The 22221-nt window shown below is 32.7% G+C and carries 22 protein-coding genes and 1 pseudogene; 10 read left to right on the forward strand and 13 right to left on the reverse strand.

Annotated features, from left to right (window positions below; translation table 11 throughout):
- Position 1 precedes the first annotated feature (1 nt).
- Positions 2-220, forward strand: coding sequence for a VF530 family protein (locus KMW28_RS25490; protein ID WP_066214852.1), 219 nt, complete (start codon positions 2-4; stop codon positions 218-220).
- 74 nt (positions 221-294) lie between these two features.
- Here KMW28_RS25490 and KMW28_RS25495 read toward each other — a convergent pair whose 3' ends face one another.
- Both KMW28_RS25495 and KMW28_RS25500 read right to left on the reverse strand, forming a co-directional pair.
- Positions 295-591: a putative quinol monooxygenase gene (locus KMW28_RS25495; protein WP_169663738.1), complete on the reverse strand. Its 297-nt coding sequence runs from the start codon at positions 589-591 to the stop codon at positions 295-297.
- A gap of 242 nt (positions 592-833) precedes the next feature.
- The gene (locus tag KMW28_RS25500; protein WP_169663739.1) at positions 834-1028 is read right to left on the reverse strand and encodes a hypothetical protein; all 195 of its coding nucleotides are present in this window, start codon (positions 1026-1028) and stop codon (positions 834-836) included.
- Between the two features lie 502 nt (positions 1029-1530).
- On the opposite strand from KMW28_RS25500, the gene KMW28_RS25505 reads away from it, so the two are divergent.
- Together KMW28_RS25505 and KMW28_RS25510 are read left to right on the forward strand one after the other, a co-directional pair.
- Positions 1531-1953 carry a hypothetical protein gene (locus KMW28_RS25505; protein WP_169663740.1) on the forward strand — a complete coding sequence of 141 codons (423 nt, stop codon included), beginning with the start codon at positions 1531-1533 and terminating at the stop codon, positions 1951-1953.
- Between the two features lie 17 nt (positions 1954-1970).
- Positions 1971-2396 (forward strand): hypothetical protein, encoded by a 426-nt coding sequence (locus tag KMW28_RS25510; RefSeq protein WP_169663741.1) that lies wholly within the window; start codon positions 1971-1973, stop codon positions 2394-2396.
- A gap of 581 nt (positions 2397-2977) precedes the next feature.
- Here the strand turns inward: KMW28_RS25510 and corA are convergent.
- A complete protein-coding gene (gene corA / locus KMW28_RS25515; RefSeq protein ID WP_169663742.1) occupies positions 2978-4042 on the reverse strand; it encodes a magnesium/cobalt transporter CorA in 1065 nt (354 codons plus the stop codon).
- Positions 4043-4345: 303 nt separating this feature from the next.
- Here corA and KMW28_RS25520 point away from each other — a divergent pair, with 303 nt between their 5' ends.
- Positions 4346-7024 (forward strand): alpha-amylase family glycosyl hydrolase, encoded by a 2679-nt coding sequence (locus tag KMW28_RS25520; protein WP_169663910.1) that lies wholly within the window; start codon positions 4346-4348, stop codon positions 7022-7024.
- A gap of 81 nt (positions 7025-7105) precedes the next feature.
- On the opposite strand, the gene KMW28_RS25525 is transcribed toward KMW28_RS25520, so the two are convergent.
- The 3 genes and pseudogenes from KMW28_RS25525 to KMW28_RS25535 all read right to left on the reverse strand — a co-directional run.
- Entirely contained in the window at positions 7106-7480 is a 375-nt protein-coding gene (locus KMW28_RS25525; RefSeq protein WP_169663743.1) for a nuclear transport factor 2 family protein, read from the reverse strand.
- Between the two features lie 76 nt (positions 7481-7556).
- The gene (locus tag KMW28_RS25530) at positions 7557-7931 is read right to left on the reverse strand and encodes a helix-turn-helix domain-containing protein (RefSeq protein ID WP_158297875.1); all 375 of its coding nucleotides are present in this window, start codon (positions 7929-7931) and stop codon (positions 7557-7559) included.
- Between the two features lie 2 nt (positions 7932-7933).
- A pseudogene (locus KMW28_RS25535) lies at positions 7934-8065 on the reverse strand (type II toxin-antitoxin system HigB family toxin); the annotation flags it as partial.
- 1061 nt (positions 8066-9126) lie between these two features.
- Between KMW28_RS25535 and KMW28_RS25540 the strand changes: the two are divergent.
- The 3 genes from KMW28_RS25540 (at position 9127) to KMW28_RS25550 (ending at position 11682) form a co-directional block, all read left to right on the forward strand.
- Complete coding sequence (locus tag KMW28_RS25540; RefSeq protein WP_169663744.1) at positions 9127-9405, forward strand: hypothetical protein; 279 nt, start codon at positions 9127-9129, stop codon at positions 9403-9405.
- Positions 9406-9658: 253 nt separating this feature from the next.
- Complete coding sequence (locus KMW28_RS25545) at positions 9659-10597, forward strand: manganese-dependent inorganic pyrophosphatase (RefSeq protein WP_169663745.1); 939 nt, start codon at positions 9659-9661, stop codon at positions 10595-10597.
- A 176-nt stretch (positions 10598-10773) separates the two neighbouring features.
- Positions 10774-11682: a helix-turn-helix domain-containing protein gene (locus KMW28_RS25550; RefSeq protein ID WP_066216757.1), complete on the forward strand. Its 909-nt coding sequence runs from the start codon at positions 10774-10776 to the stop codon at positions 11680-11682.
- Positions 11683-11684: 2 nt separating this feature from the next.
- On the opposite strand, the gene KMW28_RS25555 is transcribed toward KMW28_RS25550, so the two are convergent.
- Positions 11685-12377 (reverse strand): tRNA-uridine aminocarboxypropyltransferase, encoded by a 693-nt coding sequence (locus tag KMW28_RS25555; protein ID WP_205958162.1) that lies wholly within the window; start codon positions 12375-12377, stop codon positions 11685-11687.
- Between the two features lie 317 nt (positions 12378-12694).
- Between KMW28_RS25555 and KMW28_RS25560 the strand changes: the two genes are divergently transcribed.
- The gene (locus tag KMW28_RS25560; RefSeq protein WP_169663747.1) at positions 12695-13474 is read left to right on the forward strand and encodes an SDR family NAD(P)-dependent oxidoreductase; all 780 of its coding nucleotides are present in this window, start codon (positions 12695-12697) and stop codon (positions 13472-13474) included.
- 158 nt (positions 13475-13632) lie between these two features.
- Here KMW28_RS25560 and KMW28_RS25565 read toward each other — a convergent pair whose 3' ends face one another.
- Positions 13633-14232: a DUF4382 domain-containing protein gene (locus KMW28_RS25565; protein ID WP_169663748.1), complete on the reverse strand. Its 600-nt coding sequence runs from the start codon at positions 14230-14232 to the stop codon at positions 13633-13635.
- A gap of 239 nt (positions 14233-14471) precedes the next feature.
- On the opposite strand from KMW28_RS25565, the gene KMW28_RS25570 reads away from it, so the two are divergent.
- Entirely contained in the window at positions 14472-16121 is a 1650-nt protein-coding gene (locus KMW28_RS25570; protein ID WP_169663749.1) for a M1 family metallopeptidase, read from the forward strand.
- A gap of 108 nt (positions 16122-16229) precedes the next feature.
- The gene (locus KMW28_RS25575; protein ID WP_169663750.1) at positions 16230-16601 is read left to right on the forward strand and encodes a hypothetical protein; all 372 of its coding nucleotides are present in this window, start codon (positions 16230-16232) and stop codon (positions 16599-16601) included.
- 56 nt (positions 16602-16657) lie between these two features.
- Here the strand turns inward: KMW28_RS25575 and KMW28_RS25580 are convergent, their stop codons facing one another.
- From KMW28_RS25580 to KMW28_RS25600, 5 genes are all read right to left on the reverse strand, one after another.
- On the reverse strand, positions 16658-17149 hold the full coding sequence (locus tag KMW28_RS25580) for a hypothetical protein (RefSeq protein WP_169663751.1): 492 nt from the start codon (positions 17147-17149) through the stop codon (positions 16658-16660).
- A gap of 1 nt (position 17150) precedes the next feature.
- Positions 17151-17828, reverse strand: coding sequence for a hypothetical protein (locus KMW28_RS25585; protein ID WP_169663752.1), 678 nt, complete (start codon positions 17826-17828; stop codon positions 17151-17153).
- Between the two features lie 114 nt (positions 17829-17942).
- Positions 17943-18305, reverse strand: coding sequence for a hypothetical protein (locus KMW28_RS25590; RefSeq protein WP_169663753.1), 363 nt, complete (start codon positions 18303-18305; stop codon positions 17943-17945).
- A gap of 285 nt (positions 18306-18590) precedes the next feature.
- Positions 18591-19019, reverse strand: coding sequence for a hypothetical protein (locus tag KMW28_RS25595; RefSeq protein WP_169663754.1), 429 nt, complete (start codon positions 19017-19019; stop codon positions 18591-18593).
- Between the two features lie 125 nt (positions 19020-19144).
- A complete protein-coding gene (locus KMW28_RS25600) occupies positions 19145-21685 on the reverse strand; it encodes a TonB-dependent receptor (protein WP_066214900.1) in 2541 nt (846 codons plus the stop codon).
- Between the last annotated feature and the right edge of the window lie 536 nt (positions 21686-22221).

A 22221-nucleotide genomic window follows, 5' to 3' on the forward strand; every position in this document is an offset into this window, starting at 1 on the left:
AATGAACGGAGAAAAAGATCCTTTACATGGAGTGAAATTGCAAGAAATTGTAGAGTTCCTTGTTGATTATTATGGTTGGGAAGAATTAGGACAAAGGATCAGAATAAACTGTTTTAATAGTAACCCTTCTGTAAAATCTAGTTTAAAGTTTTTGAGAAAAACACCTTGGGCTAGAGAGCAAGTGGAAGCGTTATATATCGAAAAAGTAAAATATAAATAAGAAAAAAAGGTATCAAAAAGCCATGAATAAATTACTGGCTTTTTGATACCTTTTTTGAATTGACTTTATCTGTTCTATGCAATATGAGTCATTTCATTTACAATAAACTCTTCAACCTTCCCATCTGTAGCTTTCAGATATTCAGCTAAATGAGGATTGTTCATATGCACTTGCCATAAATCTCTATTCTCCCAATTCTCGAAAAATAAAAATTGATTAGGATTCTCATTATCCTGATGAAGATCATAGTTGATGCAACCTTCTTCAGCACGGGTCACATCAATTAATTTAAGCAATTCTGCTTTTACATCATCTCTAAATTCTTCTTTAGCTAGTATTCTTGCTACGATGGTCAATTTCTGATTACTCATTGTATAATAATTTTATTTTTATTGATGATACAAAGGTAATTCAAAACAATAGGGTATATGTTGTAAAATCTTTTGTAATTCTTGTATAATTAAAGGATCTGTTTTCGAATTAATCTTTCTGATATCTAACCAAAGAACTTTGCAATAGGTGGTAAAAGAACTTTAAGTCTGATGGACAAATAAAAATGCCTCAATATTCAAACTTATGATATTGAGGCATTTGTTTATGCTGAATAATTATATTAATACAAATCTTCAAAACGTACCGCAGGATTTTTCTCTTCCTTATCGGTTTTTACTTTTTTAGATTTCTTCTGCTTCTTTTCTGTCTTTTTTGTTTCCTTGTTCTGTTCAGCCTTTACTGCTCTGATATTTAATCCTTGTGCAGAAACAAAATAAGAAGTAAACATGAATGCGATGATAAATAGGTGTTTCATAGTCTAGTTGATTTAGTTTAGTTTAATTTAAAGTTAAACAATATTATAAAAAAATATCCAACTAGTAAAAGTTGAGATTAACCTTAACTATTCTTTAATATTTATAAACGAATTTTTAGAAGCTCAAATGGTTCTCAAAATTTACTTATGTAAGAAATAAGCTAAAACGTAACAATATAAAACATATTTACTTCTAATAATCACTTAAATAACCTTGAATAGTACCAAAAAGAGCAATTATTTATGTATTGAAAGATATATTATCGAGGATGATCAGTAATCTTACAAGGTATAATTTTGTCAATATCTTAAAGAAAATGAACCTAATTATTAAAATGACTGTTAATTAGTTACAAGGTCATTTATTCATAAATCTGATCCACCTTAATCAAACAAAATATACTGAGACAAGAATCAATAATCTTTACCCGCTTTACCCTTTATTGAATAATCTAATAGTTGTGCTTAAAATAAATAAGTCATTTAATAAGTAACACGTATTATGAAAGACATAAATTTCAATGATGTAATTTTTATTGATACATCAAAATCACCCTTGATAATTATAAAATTCAAGAAAAAAACAATTGAATTAGAAGATGTGAAATTAGTTAAACAAGAAGAACTCAATGCTATTAATAATATAAAAACAGCCAGTGTAATTATATATGAAGCATCTGAAGTAGAATGGGTAACTGCTGATGCTCGATTAGAATATATCAAATTGATAAAGGAGCAAGAGTCTATTTATGACTTAAATGTAAGGGCTCATTATTTTGTCTTACCAAGCAAATTTTTAAAGATTGTCTTGAATACAATCAACAGAGTATTTAAACCAAAAATAAGACAAATGGTGTGTAATGATCTAACAACAGCACTAGAGTATGCTGAGTTAGATAAGGAAGTAATTGAGAGTATTGTATAACAAAAACAAAAGAATTTATGAGAAAGCTATATACCTCAAAAGTTGCTTATATAGATACAAGAAAATTACCGTTGGTATATATAAAAGTAACCAAAGAAGAGCCTAACATTGAAGATGTGGCTGAATACAAAAAAATATTATTCGAATCATTCTCCCACATTAATCAAAGATGTGTTGTTGTGGATGATGCTTCTTCTCTAAAGTGGATGGACGCTGTAACGAGAATACAGTTGGGTAAAGTTTTGAAACAATTTGAGGAGGAATATTCTTATCTAATTTACAAATATCATTATGTAACACCCAGCTTGGCAATTCAATTCATTTTAGAAGGAATTAATTTGGTGGCAAAGCCAAAAATAAAACAAGCCATGCATACAAAATTACAAGATGCCGAAGAAGAATCATCACTTGACGTAAGAGCGTTAAATAGAGTGCATCATTAAGGGTTTAAGATTGAGTGTCGTGAATTAGAAACCTCAATGAAAAACAGACTTTACCCTGTGTTATAAAAATTTTATAAATACCCTCTGGCCAATCTTCACAAGAAATTTTAGCATTTGCATTGTGAACTGACTTGTAGAAAAGCATATTCTCTTTCACAGAATAAATTTCAACCTTATAAATCTTATTATGCGAAGGTGGGTAAATCGTGGTTGTTTTTTGAACAAGAGTGGGGTATAATCTCCAATCGCTAAACGTATTTATATTTTCCGTAATTTTTTTGTCAAGTAGCATCATTGTAAAAGAATCTATATCTATTTACTAATTTATCATTGATCAAATCATTAATCAATAACAGATTAAAAATTAGTCATTAGTTCATATCATATTCTTAAATAAATGATATTAATAAATTCGGTTTCGTTTCCACATTAAAATTTAATAACATATTAGGCTAAAAAAAGGACAACTGTATCTTTTGATCAGCGTTAATATAAACAAGTTAAAAGAATGCGCTTAGTAGAAAAAAATTAAAGAGTTAAGTTAGATGTCACCCCTTGGATATTATCTGAGGGGTGATTTTTTATGCAATCCATTTTTTTCTTTTGAAGTAATATAACATCCCAAGCGTAATTAATATCATTACCGCCCACATTGAATAATATCCATATTGATAATGCAATTCTGGTATATTATCGAAGTTTGTACCATATATACCCGCAATAAAAGTGAGTGGAATAAAAATTACAGAGAAGATGGTAAGGGTCATCATCACACTGTTTAGTTTAGAACTAATGGTGGTGTGGTAAATATTTAATTGATCAGATAAAATCTCTCTATAACTATCGGCTATTTCACTGGCTTGCTTGGTATTATTTAGTAATTCATTGAAATAAGCTTTATTCTTCTTTTCAATAAATAGAGGTTGATATTTAATCAATTGAAGAAAGAGTTCTAAGACAGGTTTTATATTCTTTCTGAAGTTATTGACTACTTTTTTATAAGAGATGATTTCATCTAATATTTCAATTTTCTGATTACCTAAAACTTCATTTTCAAATGCATCAATTTCTTCACTAATTTCTTGAATAACATAGATATAATGATCGACAATGATATCTAGAATATTAAAAATAAGATAATCAACTTTGTTGTTGCTTATCTTCTTTCTTCGTTTCTGAATTCTTTGAATTAGTGGTTTAAATATTGGGTGTCCTGTTTCTTTGAAAGTAAGCACACAATTTTTATGGAGTACTAAGCTAAAATGTTCGTTGGTTAATTTTCGCTCTTTTTTATCATACGAAAGTATCTTCATAGTAACTAAAAAGGCATTTTCATACTCTTCGAATTTTGGACGTGCAGTAGTATCAATTACTTCAGATAGTATATGAGCATTAATTTTATTGTCTTTTAGCTGTTCAATTAGTGGTACATCATGTATACCATTAAAATTAATCCAAGTAATCGATTCAGAGTCTACATATTTTCTTGCATCCTCAATCGTTTCTAATTTTTGCTCATGATAATGTTCTGGTCCGAAATCAATTAAACTGACTTCTACATCTTCTGTTTTTTGTTCACCAACGAAAACAAGTTCATCGGGCGATTTACCAATAGTTTTATGTTTGAGTAGACTGAATTTTATCATTAGTGTTTATTAAAACGTGATTTCCGAAGTTAATTATCTTTAAAATGGAAAAAAAACATCTTTTTTTGATGTTGGAATATTTATTAAAGATGTTAAAATATTCATATAAATTGATTCATTTATCAACCGATTGCAAACATCATATTCCTATATTAATATAGAAAGTACATTAACAAATATATAAACAATGTCCAATTTTTAGCTAATCGTGCCTATTTTTTAATGACATTACTTCCCTTTATTTTCTCAAAATTAAGGGTATCTTTAAAAGTGCAAATCATTACTTTAAAATTAGATATCGAAATGAACCTTAAAAAAATACTATTTATTGTATTTTCTTTCTTGTCAATACAACTAGCAGCGCAATCCTTTACAGGACAACAAGTGAATCAAGGATATGCGATTTTTAGTAATCAAGTATCATTTATTTTTGATGAGACTATTTATGACAAACAACCCAATCGTGTTGTAGTGACGGGTACTTTTAGAGGTTGGGATAGTGACATGGAGACCAAAGAATGGGATCTGAAAAAAACGGGTGGTCAATGGATTCTTACATTTGATAATACCGATTTTAAAGTGATTGGTCCAACAATGGAATTTAAGTTCAGAATTAATGAAGGTGAATGGTTAGGACCTGCATCGGTAGCTCCTAATGAAAAAGGAGGAAACCTAGTATTTATGATGGATACAGTTCTCCCTGGTTTAAAAGCAGAGCTAAAAAACGAAAACCTAATTTGGGCAACAATTGTGGGAGAAAGACCACTTGACCCAACAAAATATCTTATTACAAACGCACAAGGTGATACTATCAAGGTAAAAGGTGTATTACCAAATGAAGCAACAACAACATTAATTGTACCTGCTGAGCCATTAAATAAAAAGAGAGTTTATTATTTACATATGCCAGATCAAGAATTGTCTGCCTTATGTTCTTTTGATGGATGGTTTAGAGATACTTTCTCTACAAAAGAGTTAGGTGCCAATATCGATGATGGAAAAACCACTGTACGTTTATTTGCTCCAAGAGCCACAGGAGTGAAACTTTACCTTTATAAAGGAAAAGACGATACAAAAGCCGAAAAAGTAATTGATATGAAAGAAGATCAAGATGGTGTTTGGGAAGCATTTTTTGATGAAGACCTTCATGGTACTTGGTACGATTTCACTATTCATGGTTTTGATGATCCGGGTAACTTATTCTATGAAACTACTAAAGCACACGTTTCAGATCCTTACACAAGAGTAAGTGATGACACTTGGGGTAAATGTAGAATGTGGAGAAGAACTGTTCCTGCAACTCCATTAAAAAATGGTATTCCTGCTATGGAAGATGTGATTTCTTATGAAGTACACGTTCAAGATTTTACGGATCGGTTACCAGTTGATGAATCTATTAAAGGTAGATTAGCAGCAATGCATAAATCTGGTTTGAAAAATAGCAAAGGTCAGAAAATTGGTTTCGATTATTTAGTCGACTTAGGAATTAACGTGGTACACTTGATGCCAATTCAAGAATACTTACACTATCCAACAGACGATTGGAAAGCTTCTTTTGAGAATGATGAGTACATGAAATCTCAAGGAGTGAGCGAAGAAAATTACCAATGGGGATACCGTACTTCTCACGCAATGGCTGTAGAAACTAGATATAGAACTGTTGGTAAAGAATCAGGTGAGGAAAGAAACGAATTCAGAGATTTAGTTCAGGCATTCCACGACAAAGATATCGCAGTTATTATTGATATTGTGCCCAACCATACAGCAGAAAATATGGATGGAAACGCATGGATCTTTAACTTTAATGGTATTGACAAGCAGTATTACTATAGAACAAAAGATTTAGAGCATATCGGTGATTATGGTAACGAAGTGAAAACCGAAAACCGTCCAATGACACAACGTTGGTTAATCGATCAATGTCAGTACTACATTAAAGAGTTTGGTATTGATGGATTTAGAATTGACTTGGCAGGACAAGTAGATCAACAAACACTTATTGCTTTAAAAGAAGCGATTGGACAAGATAAAATTGTTTATGGTGAGCCATGGATTGGATCAAATGATCCTGAATTTGAAGCAAATCCATCATGGGATTGGTACAAGGAAGATTCACCAATCACTTTCTTCCAAGATGATTCAAGAACAGCCTTCAAAGGACCTGTATTCAAATTATCAGACCCTAAAGCCGATCGTGGTTGGGCTGGTGGAAAATCATCAGAAAGAGCAGGAGTGATGAAAGGTTTGGAGAACTCTAACAAAGAAGACGTAACGCCAAATTCTGGTATCACTTACCTTGATATCCATGATAACTTTGCTTTATCAGATCAATATGGTGGAGAAAAGTTTGATGGTCGTACAAGTGTAGATCAAGACAATTATAAAATTGCAGTCACTTTGATGTATACTTCTTTAGGGCCAATCGTTACTAACGGTGGTTCTGAGATCATGCGTTCGAAAGCAGATGCTCCTTTAAAAGAAGTGGTGAAAACGACGAATAAAGGATATAAAGTATATATGCACGGTTACAGAGATACCTATAACCATAGAACAGCGAACCAATATGCATGGGAAACTGTCGGTCAGCAACCAATATCAGGAAATACCAACGATTACAAAAATATGTTGGCTTTCTGGCAAGGAATGAACGAGTTTAGATTATCAGACTACGGTAAAGTATTTCGTTTAGGAACTGAAGTTCCAGAAGGATATTATCAATTTATCGCTCCTGAAAACGAAGATCAGTTGGGGTATATCATCGATGAGAAAGTATTTGTTTTATTAAACGTTGATGAGAAAGCCAATAGCTTTGATAATGTAGAGCTTCCTGAAGGGAATTGGAAATTAGTAGCCAATAACAAATCCGTAAATATCCTTAAAGGAGTAAAGGATACTGATAAGAAGTTGAACAAGTTGAAGGGAGGAAAGCAGAGTATCGAAATGCCTGCGACTTCTTTGAAGATTTGGGTGAAGGTGCAATAATTTAAACTTATCAATATCAAAAAAGGAATCAGATAAATATATTTGATTCCTTTTTTGTTTATTCCTTAGTCTAAGGATTAATTACATCCCTGGACCTTGTGGTCTAAAGAAGAACTCTTCTTTTACAATTTTACCATCTTTTACTTCGTAAACAGCAATCTCAGAACTATTGCTTCTTTGTCCAGTAGGTTTAAACGTGGCATCCATTCCTAATACAATAGAAAAGAATTCATCTGCGACAATAGGTTCGGATACTTCAAATCCATGAACTTCCATCATTTCTTCGAATTGCTTTCCTTTCATGGCCAAACCTTCTTTCCCTTTTACTTCTTTTACAGGAGCTCCATCAGGCTCGATACTCACACACTCGTCTGAGTATAATTCTTCATGGGCAGTAGCAAAATCTCCTTGACGACATAGTTCAACTAGTCGATTAGCAATCTCTTGAATAGTCATAGTTATTTTTTAGGATATGTAAATATTTAATGGTTATAAATTACGCATCAGGAAGTACAATTAAAAATACTTATTGTTATTTATTCGCCAAACTCATAATTGTATCATATGAAATTCCTAAATGATTATGGATTCCCACAGCAATATTTATGGTGAGTTTCTTTTTGCCATTTAGAAAATCACCCATTCTTGAAGGACTTATACCAATTAATTGAGATAACTCTTTAATCGTAATATTATTATTAGACATCTTATACTTAATGTAGTCTAAAGTAGAAGGTTCCTCCATTTTCATCCCATTTTTATATTCATACACATCAATAGCTTCAGCAAGACTACTGATAGTATTATTTTCGGTATTATTCTCTATAGAATCGTCTGCTTCAATCATCAATTTTTCTAGTTTCTTTAAAGCAGTTTCGTATTGAGTTTTATCTTCTATTGTCATCATCATCATATATTTTTAATATCTTTTATTTTATCATATTCAGAATGTTTTCCTATAAAACGAACAAAAAGAATATTTTGACCAAAAAGGATTAATGCAACCATTCTATATTCATTTCTTTTAATATTGAATACGTACCTTTTATTCCCGACATTATCTACGCTATCAAATGCTTTTTTTAGATCGTTTGCATTCTTTCCCTTAAATCGTCATAGGTCACTGACAAACACTTTAAAAATCGAAAGATCGTTTTTATGTTTTTCAGCAAAATCTTTAATAGTTTGTTCGCTTATAATTCTCATTTTCAAATATACATAAAAGTATATATGTATACAAAAATGTGTATAATCATCAAGTTTATAACAAATGATTCGGTAAGAATAAAAGACGATTCAGTATTTATATAGTCTTTTCAATCTTTACATTTTCTGTTTGGGTTTGAAAAATTGCAGTTTCAGTAATAATAATGAGCTGTACAATGTTGATTGGCGTTAGATATAATGTAACAAAAAACGAAAAAGATTTAGAGTTTAGATAGATGAATAGAGAGTTATATGCTTAGCTGAAACTAAACCATTAAAAATAAGACAGTGAATAAGAGGCTTAGCTAATACTAAAACCATAAGACATTAACATTGACCATTGCTTTAGAGGGCAATGCTCGATTAAAAGATTTAGAGTTTAGATAGATGAATAGAGAGTTATATGCTTAGCTGAAAACTAAACCAATTAAAAATGAGACAGTAATTAACAACTTAGCTAAAAAATAAAACCAGAAGAAATTAACATCGACCATTACTTTAGAGGGTAATGTTTGATAAAAGATTTAGATAGATGAATAGAGAGAGATAAACTTAGCTAAAAACTAAAACATAAAATTAGAACCAATTGAATCTCGACTTAGCTAAAAACAAAACCAAAAAATATTAAAGTCTAAAAACTAATTAAGTTGTTATAAAGTTTTGATAGACTAAAAAATTAAAATTGATAGATAAATACAGAACAGATTTAGTATTCGTACAGCACTAAAGACTTTCGGAAATCCGGGGGTCTTTTTTTATATTCTATACCAAAAAAGTTGGTTTTTATCTTTCAAAGTTAACAGATGAAATCGCTCATAATACAATCAAATTGATGGTTTTTCTTAATTGTATATTGTTATTCATTACATTTGTATAAATGTATTTAACTTTTGTATATGACTAACAGTACTAGATTTCTCTACGAGAAGGTAAATCACTATGCCCCATATTTTATGATTGATGGTGCTATTTGTTTGAGTTATAAAGATCTAGGTGATGTGTTTGGAACAAGTTCCTCTGGAATAGCAAATTATATTCGTCAGTATCGTTTAAACCACAATTTGGAAGCAAAAAGTAGAATTACTTTTTACAAAACACGAAGAAAAGACGGAACGCTTAGACAATTCAAAAAATACGGCAGAGTGATTAATTTTAAACTCCCTTTTGGTAGTTAGTTTCGACAGTATTAATGTAACCATCATTCTTAATTGAGTGGTGGTTATTTTTTTCTTAAACTTTATCTAAATCGGTCTAAAAGAAATCACCTTTGAGTGAACCATGTCATAGAACAAATTAAAATCAAATTGATAATAATTTTAATAGAAACATCTAATGATTGAATAAATAGAACTGGAAGGTTCGTTTTTTACAAAAAATATATATTTTTGCATGTTTTAAAAATAAATCAAATTATAAGAAAGAGAAACAATGAGTTTTCAACTATCTTTTCCAAGTAATGCATTATTTGTAGGGCATAAAAACCCTGATACTGATTGTACATGTTCAGCAATCGCAGCAGCAAACTTATGGGGCGGTACTCCAATCGTTCAAGGAGAATTAAACCCTGAAACCACTTTTGTATTAGAGCAATTTGGTGTCAAAGCACCTGCTTTCGAAGATAACTTTGCAGGAAAAGATGTAGTGATCGTAGATCATAACCAAACTACTCAATCTGCAGCTTCTGTAACAGAAGCAAACATCCTTTCTATAATTGATCACCATGCTGTTCAGGATAACTTCTTTTTCCAAAAAGGACCTATCCATATTGACATGCGTACAGTAGCTTCATGCTGTACAATTATTGCAGATTACTACGAAGAAATGAACGTAGAAATCACAAAAGAAATGGCAGGAGTAATGTTGGGAGGTATCCTTTCAGATACTTTAGCTTTGACAGTTCCTCATACAACAGAAATCGATAAAGAAATCGCAGCTAAGTTAGCTAAGATTGCAGGTATCGAAGATGTAGCAGATTTCGGTCAACAAATGTTGATTGCCAAGTCTGACCTTTCTAAATATACTGCCGCTGAAATCTTAAACTTAGATTACAAAGATTTCATTTTCGGTGATATCAAGATTGGTTTCGGTGTTTGCGAAAGCTTATTGATTGATAAGGTTAAAGCGAAACACGACGAAATTACTGCAGCAATGGTTGAGAATAAGAAAAACGATTACAACGCAATTTTCTTTGCCTATGTTGATCTTACAACCAACAACTCTGTAGTTATCGGTGCAGACGATGCTGATTTCGCAGTATTAGAAGAAGCTTACGGTGTATCTAAAGGTGATCTAGGCGTTGCTTTAGAAGGTAAGATCTCTCGTAAAAACGATTTTATCCCTCCAGTATCGGCTTACTACAATAAGTAATCGGATATATTTAAAAGGCTGTATCATTAACCTTGAATGAATTTCAGGGCTAATGATACAGTTTTTTTGTATCCACACCTCTCATCTGAAATTTGTGTTATACTAACTGTAATTTATGTAAGATGATTTGATCAAATAGTAGAATCTTTGTATCATGAATTAAAATTTAGATGAAGATGAAAGATCAGATCACACATATAAAATCAATCCACGAGTTGCACCAATGTATGGGGCTACCTGCACCCACTCACCCTTTGATGACCATTATTGATGGTAAGGATATAGAAGTTACTCAGAAAATGATAGGTATGAAATGGAGTTCAGATCTCTTTTATATCGCATTGAAAGATAAAAGCTGTGGGATGCAATATGGCCGTAATACCTACGATTTTGAGGAAGGGGTTTTGATTTTTGTGGCTCCACATCAAGTGATCTCGGCGACAGAGGAAATTAAAAAAGGAGATACTGATGGGTGGTTGTTATTCTTTCATCCCGATTTATTTATTGGAACCGAATTAGGCGATAAAATAGATCAATATTCATTTTTTAGTTACGATGCGAATGAAGCACTTCATTTATCAGATCAGGAACGTCAAATGCTGATGTTGGTTATTGATAATCTTAAGGCAGAAATGAATAATAGAATCGATAATCATAGTCAGAATGTGATGATCTCAAACCTAGAATTATTACTCACTTACAGTTCTAGGTATTATGAAAGACAGTTTAATACAAGAAAAAATCACCATTCAAGTGTAGTCACCCAAGTTGATAAACTATTGAAGAAGTATTATGACGAAGGTAATTTTACACTCACAGGTATGCCTAACGTTCAATATTTTGCCGATGAAGTCAATCTGTCTTCTAACTATCTAAGCGATTTATTGAAAAAAGAAACAGGACGATCGGCCAAAGATCACATCAATGATTTTGTCATTGATAAAGCCAAACACATTTTATTAGGAACGGATTCATCCATAAGTGAAGTGGCCTATAATCTCGGATTTAATTATCCACACTATTTCAGCCGTTTATTCAAGAATAAAACCGGAATGACGCCTAACCAATTTAGAGATAGAAATTAATACTATTTTGAGTTGGTGACAGGTTCAAAAATGATATTTCTCTCCGTCTCTTTTTTATACTTGTCCATTTTATTCAACTTCTTGACTTTTTGAGGACGGTAGTTATAATTGTCAGGTTTTAGAATACACTCTACTTGATATTCCAACATTTTTTCAAAAGGTAAAAGGAAGTCTGAAGTGGAGCAGTTTTCTAATTTATTATCAACTAATAAATTGATGACCGTATATACGGACTCAATGGTACTTAGGCATAAAGATTCTGGCTGTTGTTTGATAATGAATTTAGATTGGATTTCATTGTCAAAACTCACTCGAGGAATCTTTTGAAGATTGGTACTTAAACGAAGCATTTTACGGGCAAGAGGCCACGTTCCATCCAAAATAAAAATGTAAGGAGTTTTTCCTAAAAAAGAATTCATTTCAGACTGACTTTTTATAGACAGGTTGAAATTTTCTTTTCCTGGGTAGAGTAAGAAAGAAGCATTCGATTCATCATTCAGAATTTCATTTACTCTTCTATTTTCAGTAAAATCTACATCCACAATAATTTCCGAGTTTTTCAATTGTAAATGTGCCATATGCCCTGTACCATTTTTCTCTTTATGGTGTTCTTTGGGATGCATAAGAAATACAAAACGAGTATTAGTAAGTATAGGGTTAGTATGCTTACAAATACATGAACTTTCAGGTCGCATACATTTGTAACATTTATTTCTCGGATTTTCTATATCAACTCGCAAAGTATATATCTTTTAATTATTCATCACAAAAACGGCGTAAGTTGTCGATAATCAAATTGACAACCAAACTTCTTCATTTCTATTTTTATTCGAAACGGATATGTTTGATTTTTTTCACAATTCATGATCAAAGTGAAAGAAGTTTATGATGTATCGTTATTTTATTAGTTAAATGATTTGTGTTTTTCATCAAGTAATTTGTGTTCTTTTACTAATTTGATAATCAAGATATTTGTGTAGTAAGTTTAAGAAACATCAAAACAAAAACTATCATGAAAAACGTAGCATTAATCACAGGAGCATCATCAGGAATCGGAAAAGAATTTGCAAGAATCCATGCGGAAAAAGGAGGTGATCTGATTGTTGTTGCAAGATCAGAGAATAAACTGATTGAATTGAAAAATGAACTTCAGGAAAAATATAAAACTGAAGTGATGATAATTACAAAAGACCTTTCGAACTTATCTGAAGTGGAGAAGGTGTATCAAGAAGTGAAGAATGCCAACGTTGCCGTAGATATTTTGATTAATAATGCTGGATTTGGTGGACTTGGAAAATTTCATGAAAGAGAGTGGGAGAAAGATTTAGCCATGATCAACCTGAATATCACAGCGCTTACAGCACTTACACGATTCTTTTTGGATGATATGGTGAAGAGAAATAAAGGTAAAATTCTAAATGTTTCTTCAACAGCTAGTTTCTTACCAGGACCAATGCAAGCCGTATATTATGCAACGAAAGCCTATGTGACCTTTTTTAGTAATGCCATTGCTCAAGAGTTACACGATACGAATATTACAGTAACCGCATTAATGCCTGGAGCAACAGAAACAGGTTTTGGTAGTACTTCAGGTATGGATAAAACAGATCTTTTTAAAGATACTGCTTCACCGCATACAGTAGCTTTGGATGGTTACAATGGTATGATGGCAGGGAAGTTAGATGTTATTACTGGTTTAACTTTCGCACAAACACTAATGTTGAAAGCTGCACCACTCACACCAAAGAAAATCTTGCTCAAACAAATTTATGATATGCAGCAAGAAAAGTAACAATTTAAATCCAACCTATTTTTTCTTTCACTTTAGTGTGAGAAAAAAAACAATAAAAAACCCACGATTTCAATCGTGGGTCTCTCCAAGATATCTGAGATATATTTTTGTATATATCACGATATCGTAGGTTAAAAATATGGTATAAGAAACTATCTCTAGTTCACTTTTTCAATTACAATAATACCTTCAGGATTTGTACCAGCAGTACCTTGTTGTAAGTTGTACTTACCAGCACCTGTTTCAACTAATCTAAGGCTACCGTCCATATCTAATTTCAAGATATATTTTGTGTTCGCCGCAATTGCTGAATCACTTTCTACTCTAAAATCTAATGCTTTGTGAGCGATATGCAAATCTACTGGCTCGTCGTTATCCGTTTCGATAACATAGCTTAAACCTTTTTTATCAAGACCTAACACAGCACCGTGTACTTCGCCAAGTGGCAACGTTTCTTCCGTCCACATAATTGTGTCTTGAGATTGGAAGTGTAATAAATCAATCATTCCTTCACCTTCTTGCTTATAGAAAGTAACTGTTTGATCGTTCACTTCAACCGTTAAAGACTCTACAGAAACTACTACAGAATCAATACCTGGGATGTCAGTAGCAGTAGTTCTCGCTCCTGATAAAGGGGAAATACCTCCTGATTTAAGAGATACATCAGTTCTTGCGTTGGATGTTGGGGAATCATCGTTGTTACAAGAAGAAAATAGAATTGTTGTAATAGCTATTACAGAAAGTAATACCTTTTTCATAATAAATCGTTTAAATAAAAGTTTCGACAAAATTAGTTTAAATTTTAAAAAATTCAGCGATCACTCCTTTTTTTATCAATCTTTAATTATATGGAAAAGGCCATAAAATACTTAAGAGCTCTTTATGTTGTTTTTGAAAATGGTAAAGAATCCGAATTAAAATTATATAAAAAAAATATTCTTTCTACCTTAGTTTTTAATTTATCAATTCAGTTATCATTAATTCGAATAGTCAGAAAATGAACAAACAATTACTTTTATTTTTACTTTTCATCCCGTTTTTGTCAAATGCTCAATTATTACAACCGCATCATCACGATTACACGGAACAAGATACTTTACGTGGATCAATTACACCTCAACGTGCATGGTGGGATCTTCAACGCTATAATTTATCCGTAGAAGTAAAACCCAATGAAAAGTTTATTCAAGGAAGTAATATCGTTGTTTTCAAAGTAGTTGATGATCAAGAAGATTTACAGATTGACCTACAAGAACCGATGAGGATCACGAAAGTGATACAAGGCAAAGAGATATTGAATTATAGAAGAAAAGGAAATGCCTTTTTTATTGAGCTTGCTAAAAGTTATAACAATAATGATATAGATAGTATTGAAATTTTCTTTGAAGGCACTCCAAGAGAAGCAGTCAAAGCACCTTGGGATGGAGGATTCACTTGGGCCAAGGATGAAAATGGAAACGATTTCATTGCTACTTCTTGTCAAGGATTAGGAGCATCTGTTTGGTGGCCGAATAAAGATCATATGTACGATGAGCCTGATCTTGGTATGGATATATCTATAGAAGTGCCTGCAAACTTAATGGATGTATCAAATGGTCGTTTGGTAAAAGTAAAAAAGAATAGAAAGAAGAAAACCAAAACATATCATTGGAAAGTCGTCAACCCAATTAATAATTATGGTGTGAACATCAACATTGGTAACTATGTACATTTTGGTGAGCATTACGAAGGGGAGAAGGGAACTTTAGATATGAATTATTATGTCTTGGAACATAATTTAGAGAAGGCCAAAAAGCAGTTTACCCAAGCAAAGGACATGATGGAAGCTTTTGAACATTGGTTTGGTCCTTATCCATTTTATGAAGATGGTTTTAAATTGGTGGAAGTCCCTTATTTAGGTATGGAACATCAGAGTTCGGTGACTTATGGCAATAAATATCAAAATGGCTATTTAGGAAGTGATCTAAGCAATACTGGATGGGGTTTAAAATTTGATTTTATCATTATTCATGAAGCAGGTCACGAATGGTTTGCCAATAACATTACCGATAAAGATATCGCAGATATGTGGATTCATGAAAGCTTTACTGCCTACTCAGAATGTTTGTTTGTAGAGTACCATTACGGAAAAGAGGCAGGGTTACAATATGTTAGAGGAACACGATCAGCTATTCAAAACGATCGACCGATTATTGGTGATTATGATGTGAATTCAGAAGGGTCAGGGGATATGTATTACAAAGGGAGTAATATGATTAACATGATCAGAAGAATACAAAATGATGATGAAAAATGGAGAGGATTGCTGAGAGGAATGAATAAAGAGTTTTATCATCAAACAGTAGATACAAAACAGATTGAAGACTATATGTCGGAAAAGGTAGGCATCGATTTGTCCAAAGTATTTGATCAATATTTAAGAAATACATCCATCCCAACATTAGAATATAGAATTATAAAAGGAGGTATTTCTTACCGATACATTAATACTGTAGCAGGTTTTGATATGCCAATTGATGTGACGATCAATGGAAAATCAAAAAGATTAAAAGGATCAACAAAATGGCAAATGATAGAAGCTTCTGACGTTGAATCTTTTGAAATTGACCCGAATTATTATGTGGGTTTAATGGAAATCAAGATCTAGTTTTTTGATGAACCAAAAATCATAATCATTGGCCCAATACTCCAACTGTTTCCATAGTAGAAGTGTGACATTTGTATCATATCAAAAACAAAAACACTTTTAATTATTATGGAAACAGTTACTCTTCAAAATCAAGTAAAAAAGCCGATCGCATTACGTATCATCATGGTATCGTTCTTACTAAAAGTATTCATTGCTTTTGGTTTATACTATGCCATTTCAAATGGAAAACTTGATATTCCTAATGCTAAACCTGACTATATTTTATATACAGCAGGGTTGTATATCATCAATTTAATAGGGATGATTGTATCCGCACTTAATGGTAAATTGCAACTGTTTAGGGCAATCATCATTTTTGATTTTATTATTTCGATACCAGCAAAAGCAGTCATAGGGTTTGTAATGGCTGTTTATTCGTTTGGGTTGACTTTTCATCCTAAAGTGAAGGAGTTTTTTGAATCGAAAAGAAGTATATAAATATAAAAGGTCCGTATGGAGGTTTCTTTATTCATCCATACGAACCTTATTAATTCTTATCCCAAATAAGCATTTGGATTTTCTTCCTCAAAGCCAACTCCTTTTTTCAATTGAGAGATCCTAAAAATCATATCGTTATCCTTAGAATATCCCGATTTATCAAGCGACCAAGTAGTTTTTTTATCACCATTTTCATCAGTATAACATAAGTTGACTAACTGAGCCAATTCATAAGGGTCATTTAATGCAAACTGAGTTCTTTGTGAAGCCAACGTATCCACATTATCAATTGGTACCTCAATTGTTTTACCAAAAAGGGGATTACTGATGATCACGTTTTTTCCATCAGTACTTACATTATTTACTTTTAATAAAATACCTAATAGCAGAAGTGATATCAGAAATAGTGAAATAGGTATGAAATAACTCACCAATGGATGCCCTTTACCCATAAAATAAAATTGATAAGCATAATAGTTACATAATAAGAAACAGATAAAAAAGATAGGTCTTCCTAAGCTCATTCGTTTCGATGATAGTGTCTTCATTTTATCTTTTTAAATCGTGATAAATTGGTTCTCTTTTTTCGAATCCATTAACTGGAATCTCAGGGATCTTAGCATTTAGAGCGTTTGTGATTTTATAAAATCCAAAACCTGCTGACGCAATTAACCACCAAATTCCCTTTAATCTGAAACTCCCTGAGTCTCTCATTGATGCAATTTTGAAGAAGGCAAAAATAGAGACAATAACTAAAGTTGCAGATCCCGCAAGGATATCATTTCTTTTTTGTTTTGCAAGTCTCTCTCTTTCCATTTGAATTCCGAAAATTGCCCATTCTGCAATCTCATAATTCGAAAATAACTTAGAAGAATGTTGCTTAATTACAAAATTAAGGTTCCCTCCATTCAGAGCTGTTTTTCTTACATCACCTTTAATTTTGATGGAGTGTTGTTTGATAAAAAACTCAACTGCATCATTATAGATATCAGTAGGGTAGTTTTTTAATTCATCTTTAATCTCTTGAAGGCTTTTATCTTCCTTTACTTTTTGATCAATTTCTTTTTTGATCTCATTACGAATTTCTTTTCTGGTTTTGACATACAAAGAATCAGCAGCTAAGGCACTTTTCTTGACCTCTTTTATTCTTTGTTTAATTGATTTTTCATCTTTTCCTTGGAGCAATAGTTCTCTACACTCAGCATTAATGTCTAGTTCAGTCAGCATTGATTAAAAAGTTTTAATTAAAAAGTCAGTACAATATAAGCATAAAAAGATTTTAGTAAAGTTTAGGCATAAAAAAAGGAGATGACTTTATCTCCTTATAATCTAATCTTGTGATTATATGAATTTGTGATAGTCCACAATTTTTTGTGATCCATCGTCCTTTAAGACATATAAATATTTTAGCTGTCTGTGCTTATCGAAACCTGTTACATACTTGTTTTCTGTATGGAATGGTATAGTGTAAAGCACTTCAGTTTTGCTTTCTATTCTAATGTCACCTCCCTTATATACACATTTTAGATCTGACTGATTATTATCAGATAATCTTTGGTTGATTTTCGCAACCACTTCTAATGCGGGATGGGCATTAGTTTCATTTTCTTTGACTGGATCGTTTGTGTTTTCCTTAATGATGTGAAAACTCATCGATAAGATAGATAGACAAACAAACAGAATCAATGGTGTTAATCTTTTCATTGCTGGGTAATGGTTTATTTAGTTGACGTTGCTTTGATGCATTTTACTTCATTGACGTGATATTTCAAAGGAAGTACTGTTGGGATTACACTTATTAAGAGTCTTCTTAGATAATTACAATAGTTAAATAGGATTTATCATAGCGATTAACATTTATTTAACTTGTAGTGGATGTTTTATTTATCATTATTTCAATAATCGAAAAGCTCAAGCTAGATGTTTTTCCTTTGAGGTCACAAATAATATAACAAAGAACACACCTAATAAGTTTCAGTAATCTTCAGATTAATGCATATCAATATGAATTGGAATGATGTGATAGGAGTTCACACTTTTACCATTACACTGTGCAGCTGTCCAATTTCCTTTAGTTACTTCATCAAAGACTTCGTCTAAATTAGCTATTGTTTCATTATACTTTAACATTCTTTCGCCTGTCACTTCACCATTTTTAGTCACAATAAAAGCAAAATAATATTTAGGTCCTTCAACTCCCATTTTTTTAAAATCGACATTATACTTAATGGCTTTTCCCACATTTTTCATTCTATGTGAGATATGTATATCGGAGATAGGAGGGTGTTCTACTTCTGTGTAAACTTGTAAATTGGTTAATGTATCAATTTCAAATACACAAAGTATATCATCATTTTGGGCAAAAATGATTGAAGAAGGTAAAATTAGCAAGAGAGTAAACAGCAGTTTGAATTTCATTTGTAATTAGCTTTTGGATAACGTCAACTAAATTACAATAAAATCTTAAAATAAAGCAACTTAACTAAAAAAAATAGGCTATCGGAAAATTGAATTTCCGATAGCCTAAATATTTATCTATATAATTAGAAGCTCATTTTCAAACCTACTGAATAGGTTCTTCCGAGTCCCATATAGTAACCACTCATTGTCATGTTGCCCAATTCGTCAACACCACCTTGAAGTCCTTGTACAGCATAATCAGTATCAAAGACGTTGTTTACTCTGAAATTGAAAATACCATCAAATCCGCCCATTTGGAAGGCATAGTTAAAACCAAGGTCAACTAAGTTATATGAAGGCATTTCGTAAGCACTCTTACCACTGAATTCCTCAGAATCTCTTCTTGTAGGATCGTAATCAGCGAATAAGTTACCAAAGTAGTTCCAGTCAGCGGTTAATTTCAACTTAGGGAATACTTCATACTCAACACCTAAAGCGGCAGTTGTTTGAGCAGAGTTACCTACTTCAGCACCTGCGATATAAACGTTTACAGTATCGATAGGATTCTGTTGATCATCGAAGATTTGAACGTCTTCTAAGTCGTTCATCCATCTCCAATCACCTAATGAAGCCATTGCTGTAATTGTTAATTTATGGTTCACACGGTACGACATGTCGATTTCGATACCTTTGTGCAATGCATTTACACCAAGAAGGTTAGCAGTGTAAGGGTTTCCATCTTCCCAAACCGTTTTTACAAACGATTTATCTTGCCATAATGTGTAGTAACCGTTCACGTTAGCTCTGAAACCTTTGTTACGGTAACCATATCCAACTTCACCAGAAAGAATTTTCTCGTTTACTGCGTCTGGGTTAACATCGTTTTGGTAGTTCAAGAATACAGCATTAAAGAAAGGCTGTCTCGAGATATAACCACCGTTGATGAATACATTGTGGTGTGCATCGATGTTGTAGTTAGCACCAGCTTTTACTGAACCACCTAAGAAGCTTTGCCAGTCAGTTGTTTCAGTACCAGATTCATAACTAAAGTAGTCAATTCTTTGGTAAGCTTGGTGAGATACAGCACCTGAAATAAATGCTGATAATTGATCTTTAGAGTATTCAGCTTGACCGAATAAACCTTGCCATTGTACTCTACCATCGTTATGGTAACCCACTTTATCACCTACTTGCGTTTGACGGTGAGGTTGAGAAGCCATTTGCGTGTCTACATAAAAGTCACCACCCATCAAGTCTTCTACTTGTTGGTAATGCTCACCTAAGTAGTAACGAAGGTCTAAACCACCTGTTAACGTCCAGTTGTCGTTCAATTGGTGAGTCAAAGTTGATAAAGCACCTGTCCATAAGTGGTTGTTATAACCTGCTCTGTAGGCACCTTTTGATGAACCATCTTCGTTTCTGTTGTTTGCTACATAAGCATCCCAATCGATGATACCACCAGTTGAATTGTCTCTGTAAGCACTTTCGAAGTGTCTATCTTCTGATACAATACCAGTACCGCCACCGCGACCAACTGATACATAAGCTGAAGTTGACAAGTCAGTTTTTTCGTTGATTGTCCAGTAGTGGTTCAACGACATTTGAGGTTTGTGGTAGAAGTTCTCGTTAGTATTGAACTCTTGACCATTTCTGTAACCCCAGTCTTTATTGTAACGCTTACCGTAACGATCATACTCTTCTTCAGATACGTAAGATCTTCTCTGACCGTGCGTTTGAGGTGCTCCGAATGTAGTGAAGGCTAGTGTGTGGTTGTCGTTGATTTTCTTCGAAATGTTTACAAAGTAAGAATAACCCTCGAACTGTGTTCCGTCCACATAACCATTACCTGAAGTCTTAGATAAAGCAGTAGATACTGCCCAACCATTATCCATAAGACCAGTAGAAAGTGTAACTCCAGTTTTTAAGTAACCGTCATTACCCATTCCCATAAATACATTACCACCTTTTTCAGCGTCAGTAGTTTTTGTTAGGATGTTAATAGTACCACCAACAGAAGGTACTGCTAACTTAGAGGCTCCTAAACCTCTTTGCACTTGCATTGTTTTAGTAACATCGCCCAAACCAGCCCAGTTTGACCAATATACTTTACCATTCTCCATGTCGTTTACTGGAACACCGTTAATCATAACAGCAACGTTCTCAGAATCGAAACCACGAAGTGAAATACGTGAATCACCGTATCCACCACCAGCATCAGAAACATAAACACCAGGAGATGATTTTAAAACTTGCGGGAATTCTGCGTTACCCAATTTCATATCAATTTTGTCCGCAGAAACTGTAGAAACCGCCACTGGCGTTTTTCTATCTACAGCAATAGAAGCTAAAACTTCAACCTCTTGTAAACCAATAGCATCAGATGCCATTTTTACAGTACCTAAATCAATAGGAGTACCATCAAGTTGTACGTTTTGTTTTACGGTAGTCATTCCGACAAATGAAATGATTACATTTTTTTGGCCATTACCTTTTGCTTGAAAGGAAAAGTTACCGTCAAAATCCGTTATTGCGCCAGTTGTTGTACCTTCGATAGATACATTTGCTCCTATAACAGGTTCACTAGAAGACTCGTCGATTACTTGTCCACTAATGACAGTTTGTGCTAAGGATACGCTTGTAAGACATACAAGCATAGCAATAATTGATAGTAGTTTTTTAAACATTTTAGAAATTAATTGATTAGGTTGTTTTTTTAACTGATTTCTGAGTGCAAAACAACTACATCAATGTGAACTTAATGTTTCTATTTAGCCTTGTTGAATTTAATTAATCCCACTTAACGTTTTAAAGATTTTATAAGACCCAATTTAAATTTATAAGATAAAAAAATTAACATGTAAGACCTCAAACAATGAGTGTTTACATTGATTAAATAAAAGTAGTAGGAGTCTAATGTTACGGTAAAGTGAATGATTATTCAATATTTACAATTACCCGATATTATTAGTAAAAGTTATTGAATGAAATGGGCCTTTTTATGGGTTATTTGAACGTTTATTCTCTTTATGTAGTTTCGTTTTTTTTATTAAAAAATGCTATTTTAGGTAGTAGTAGAGAGTAGGTGCTGAATCTACGCTCCTCATAACGCGAGCACGAGTCTGGAGACTCGCGCTAGTGTAGGATAGTTTACCGCCGCTTTTCACTCATCGCTCTTCACTCTTCACACCTTTCCCCTACATTTCACGTTTTTCATTTTTAA

It is taken from the genome of Flammeovirga yaeyamensis (genome assembly GCF_018736045.1).
Lineage (GTDB): Bacteria > Bacteroidota > Bacteroidia > Cytophagales > Flammeovirgaceae > Flammeovirga > Flammeovirga yaeyamensis.

Excerpts from the sequence above, each read along its gene's own strand:
- KMW28_RS25550 (WP_066216757.1), top strand. The coding sequence starts at position 10,774 with ATGAAAGATCAGATCACACATATAAAATCAATCCACGAGTTGCACCAA.
- KMW28_RS25500 (WP_169663739.1), bottom strand. The coding sequence starts at position 1,028 with ATGAAACACCTATTTATCATCGCATTCATGTTTACTTCTTATTTTGTT.
- KMW28_RS25575 (WP_169663750.1), top strand. The coding sequence starts at position 16,230 with ATGGAAACAGTTACTCTTCAAAATCAAGTAAAAAAGCCGATCGCATTA.
- KMW28_RS25560 (WP_169663747.1), top strand. The coding sequence starts at position 12,695 with ATGAAAAACGTAGCATTAATCACAGGAGCATCATCAGGAATCGGAAAA.
- KMW28_RS25570 (WP_169663749.1), top strand. The coding sequence starts at position 14,472 with ATGAACAAACAATTACTTTTATTTTTACTTTTCATCCCGTTTTTGTCA.
- KMW28_RS25600 (WP_066214900.1), bottom strand. The coding sequence starts at position 21,685 with ATGTTTAAAAAACTACTATCAATTATTGCTATGCTTGTATGTCTTACA.
- KMW28_RS25490 (WP_066214852.1), top strand. The coding sequence starts at position 2 with ATGAACGGAGAAAAAGATCCTTTACATGGAGTGAAATTGCAAGAAATT.
- KMW28_RS25565 (WP_169663748.1), bottom strand. The coding sequence starts at position 14,232 with ATGAAAAAGGTATTACTTTCTGTAATAGCTATTACAACAATTCTATTT.
- KMW28_RS25590 (WP_169663753.1), bottom strand. The coding sequence starts at position 18,305 with ATGAAAAGATTAACACCATTGATTCTGTTTGTTTGTCTATCTATCTTA.
- KMW28_RS25540 (WP_169663744.1), top strand. The coding sequence starts at position 9,127 with ATGACTAACAGTACTAGATTTCTCTACGAGAAGGTAAATCACTATGCC.
- KMW28_RS25595 (WP_169663754.1), bottom strand. The coding sequence starts at position 19,019 with ATGAAATTCAAACTGCTGTTTACTCTCTTGCTAATTTTACCTTCTTCA.
- KMW28_RS25505 (WP_169663740.1), top strand. The coding sequence starts at position 1,531 with ATGAAAGACATAAATTTCAATGATGTAATTTTTATTGATACATCAAAA.
- KMW28_RS25580 (WP_169663751.1), bottom strand. The coding sequence starts at position 17,149 with ATGAAGACACTATCATCGAAACGAATGAGCTTAGGAAGACCTATCTTT.
- KMW28_RS25510 (WP_169663741.1), top strand. The coding sequence starts at position 1,971 with ATGAGAAAGCTATATACCTCAAAAGTTGCTTATATAGATACAAGAAAA.
- KMW28_RS25585 (WP_169663752.1), bottom strand. The coding sequence starts at position 17,828 with ATGCTGACTGAACTAGACATTAATGCTGAGTGTAGAGAACTATTGCTC.
- KMW28_RS25555 (WP_205958162.1), bottom strand. The coding sequence starts at position 12,377 with ATGCGACCTGAAAGTTCATGTATTTGTAAGCATACTAACCCTATACTT.
- corA (WP_169663742.1), bottom strand. The coding sequence starts at position 4,042 with ATGATAAAATTCAGTCTACTCAAACATAAAACTATTGGTAAATCGCCC.
- KMW28_RS25520 (WP_169663910.1), top strand. The coding sequence starts at position 4,346 with ATGAACCTTAAAAAAATACTATTTATTGTATTTTCTTTCTTGTCAATA.
- KMW28_RS25530 (WP_158297875.1), bottom strand. The coding sequence starts at position 7,931 with ATGATGACAATAGAAGATAAAACTCAATACGAAACTGCTTTAAAGAAA.
- KMW28_RS25495 (WP_169663738.1), bottom strand. The coding sequence starts at position 591 with ATGAGTAATCAGAAATTGACCATCGTAGCAAGAATACTAGCTAAAGAA.
- KMW28_RS25545 (WP_169663745.1), top strand. The coding sequence starts at position 9,659 with ATGAGTTTTCAACTATCTTTTCCAAGTAATGCATTATTTGTAGGGCAT.
- KMW28_RS25525 (WP_169663743.1), bottom strand. The coding sequence starts at position 7,480 with ATGACTATTCAAGAGATTGCTAATCGACTAGTTGAACTATGTCGTCAA.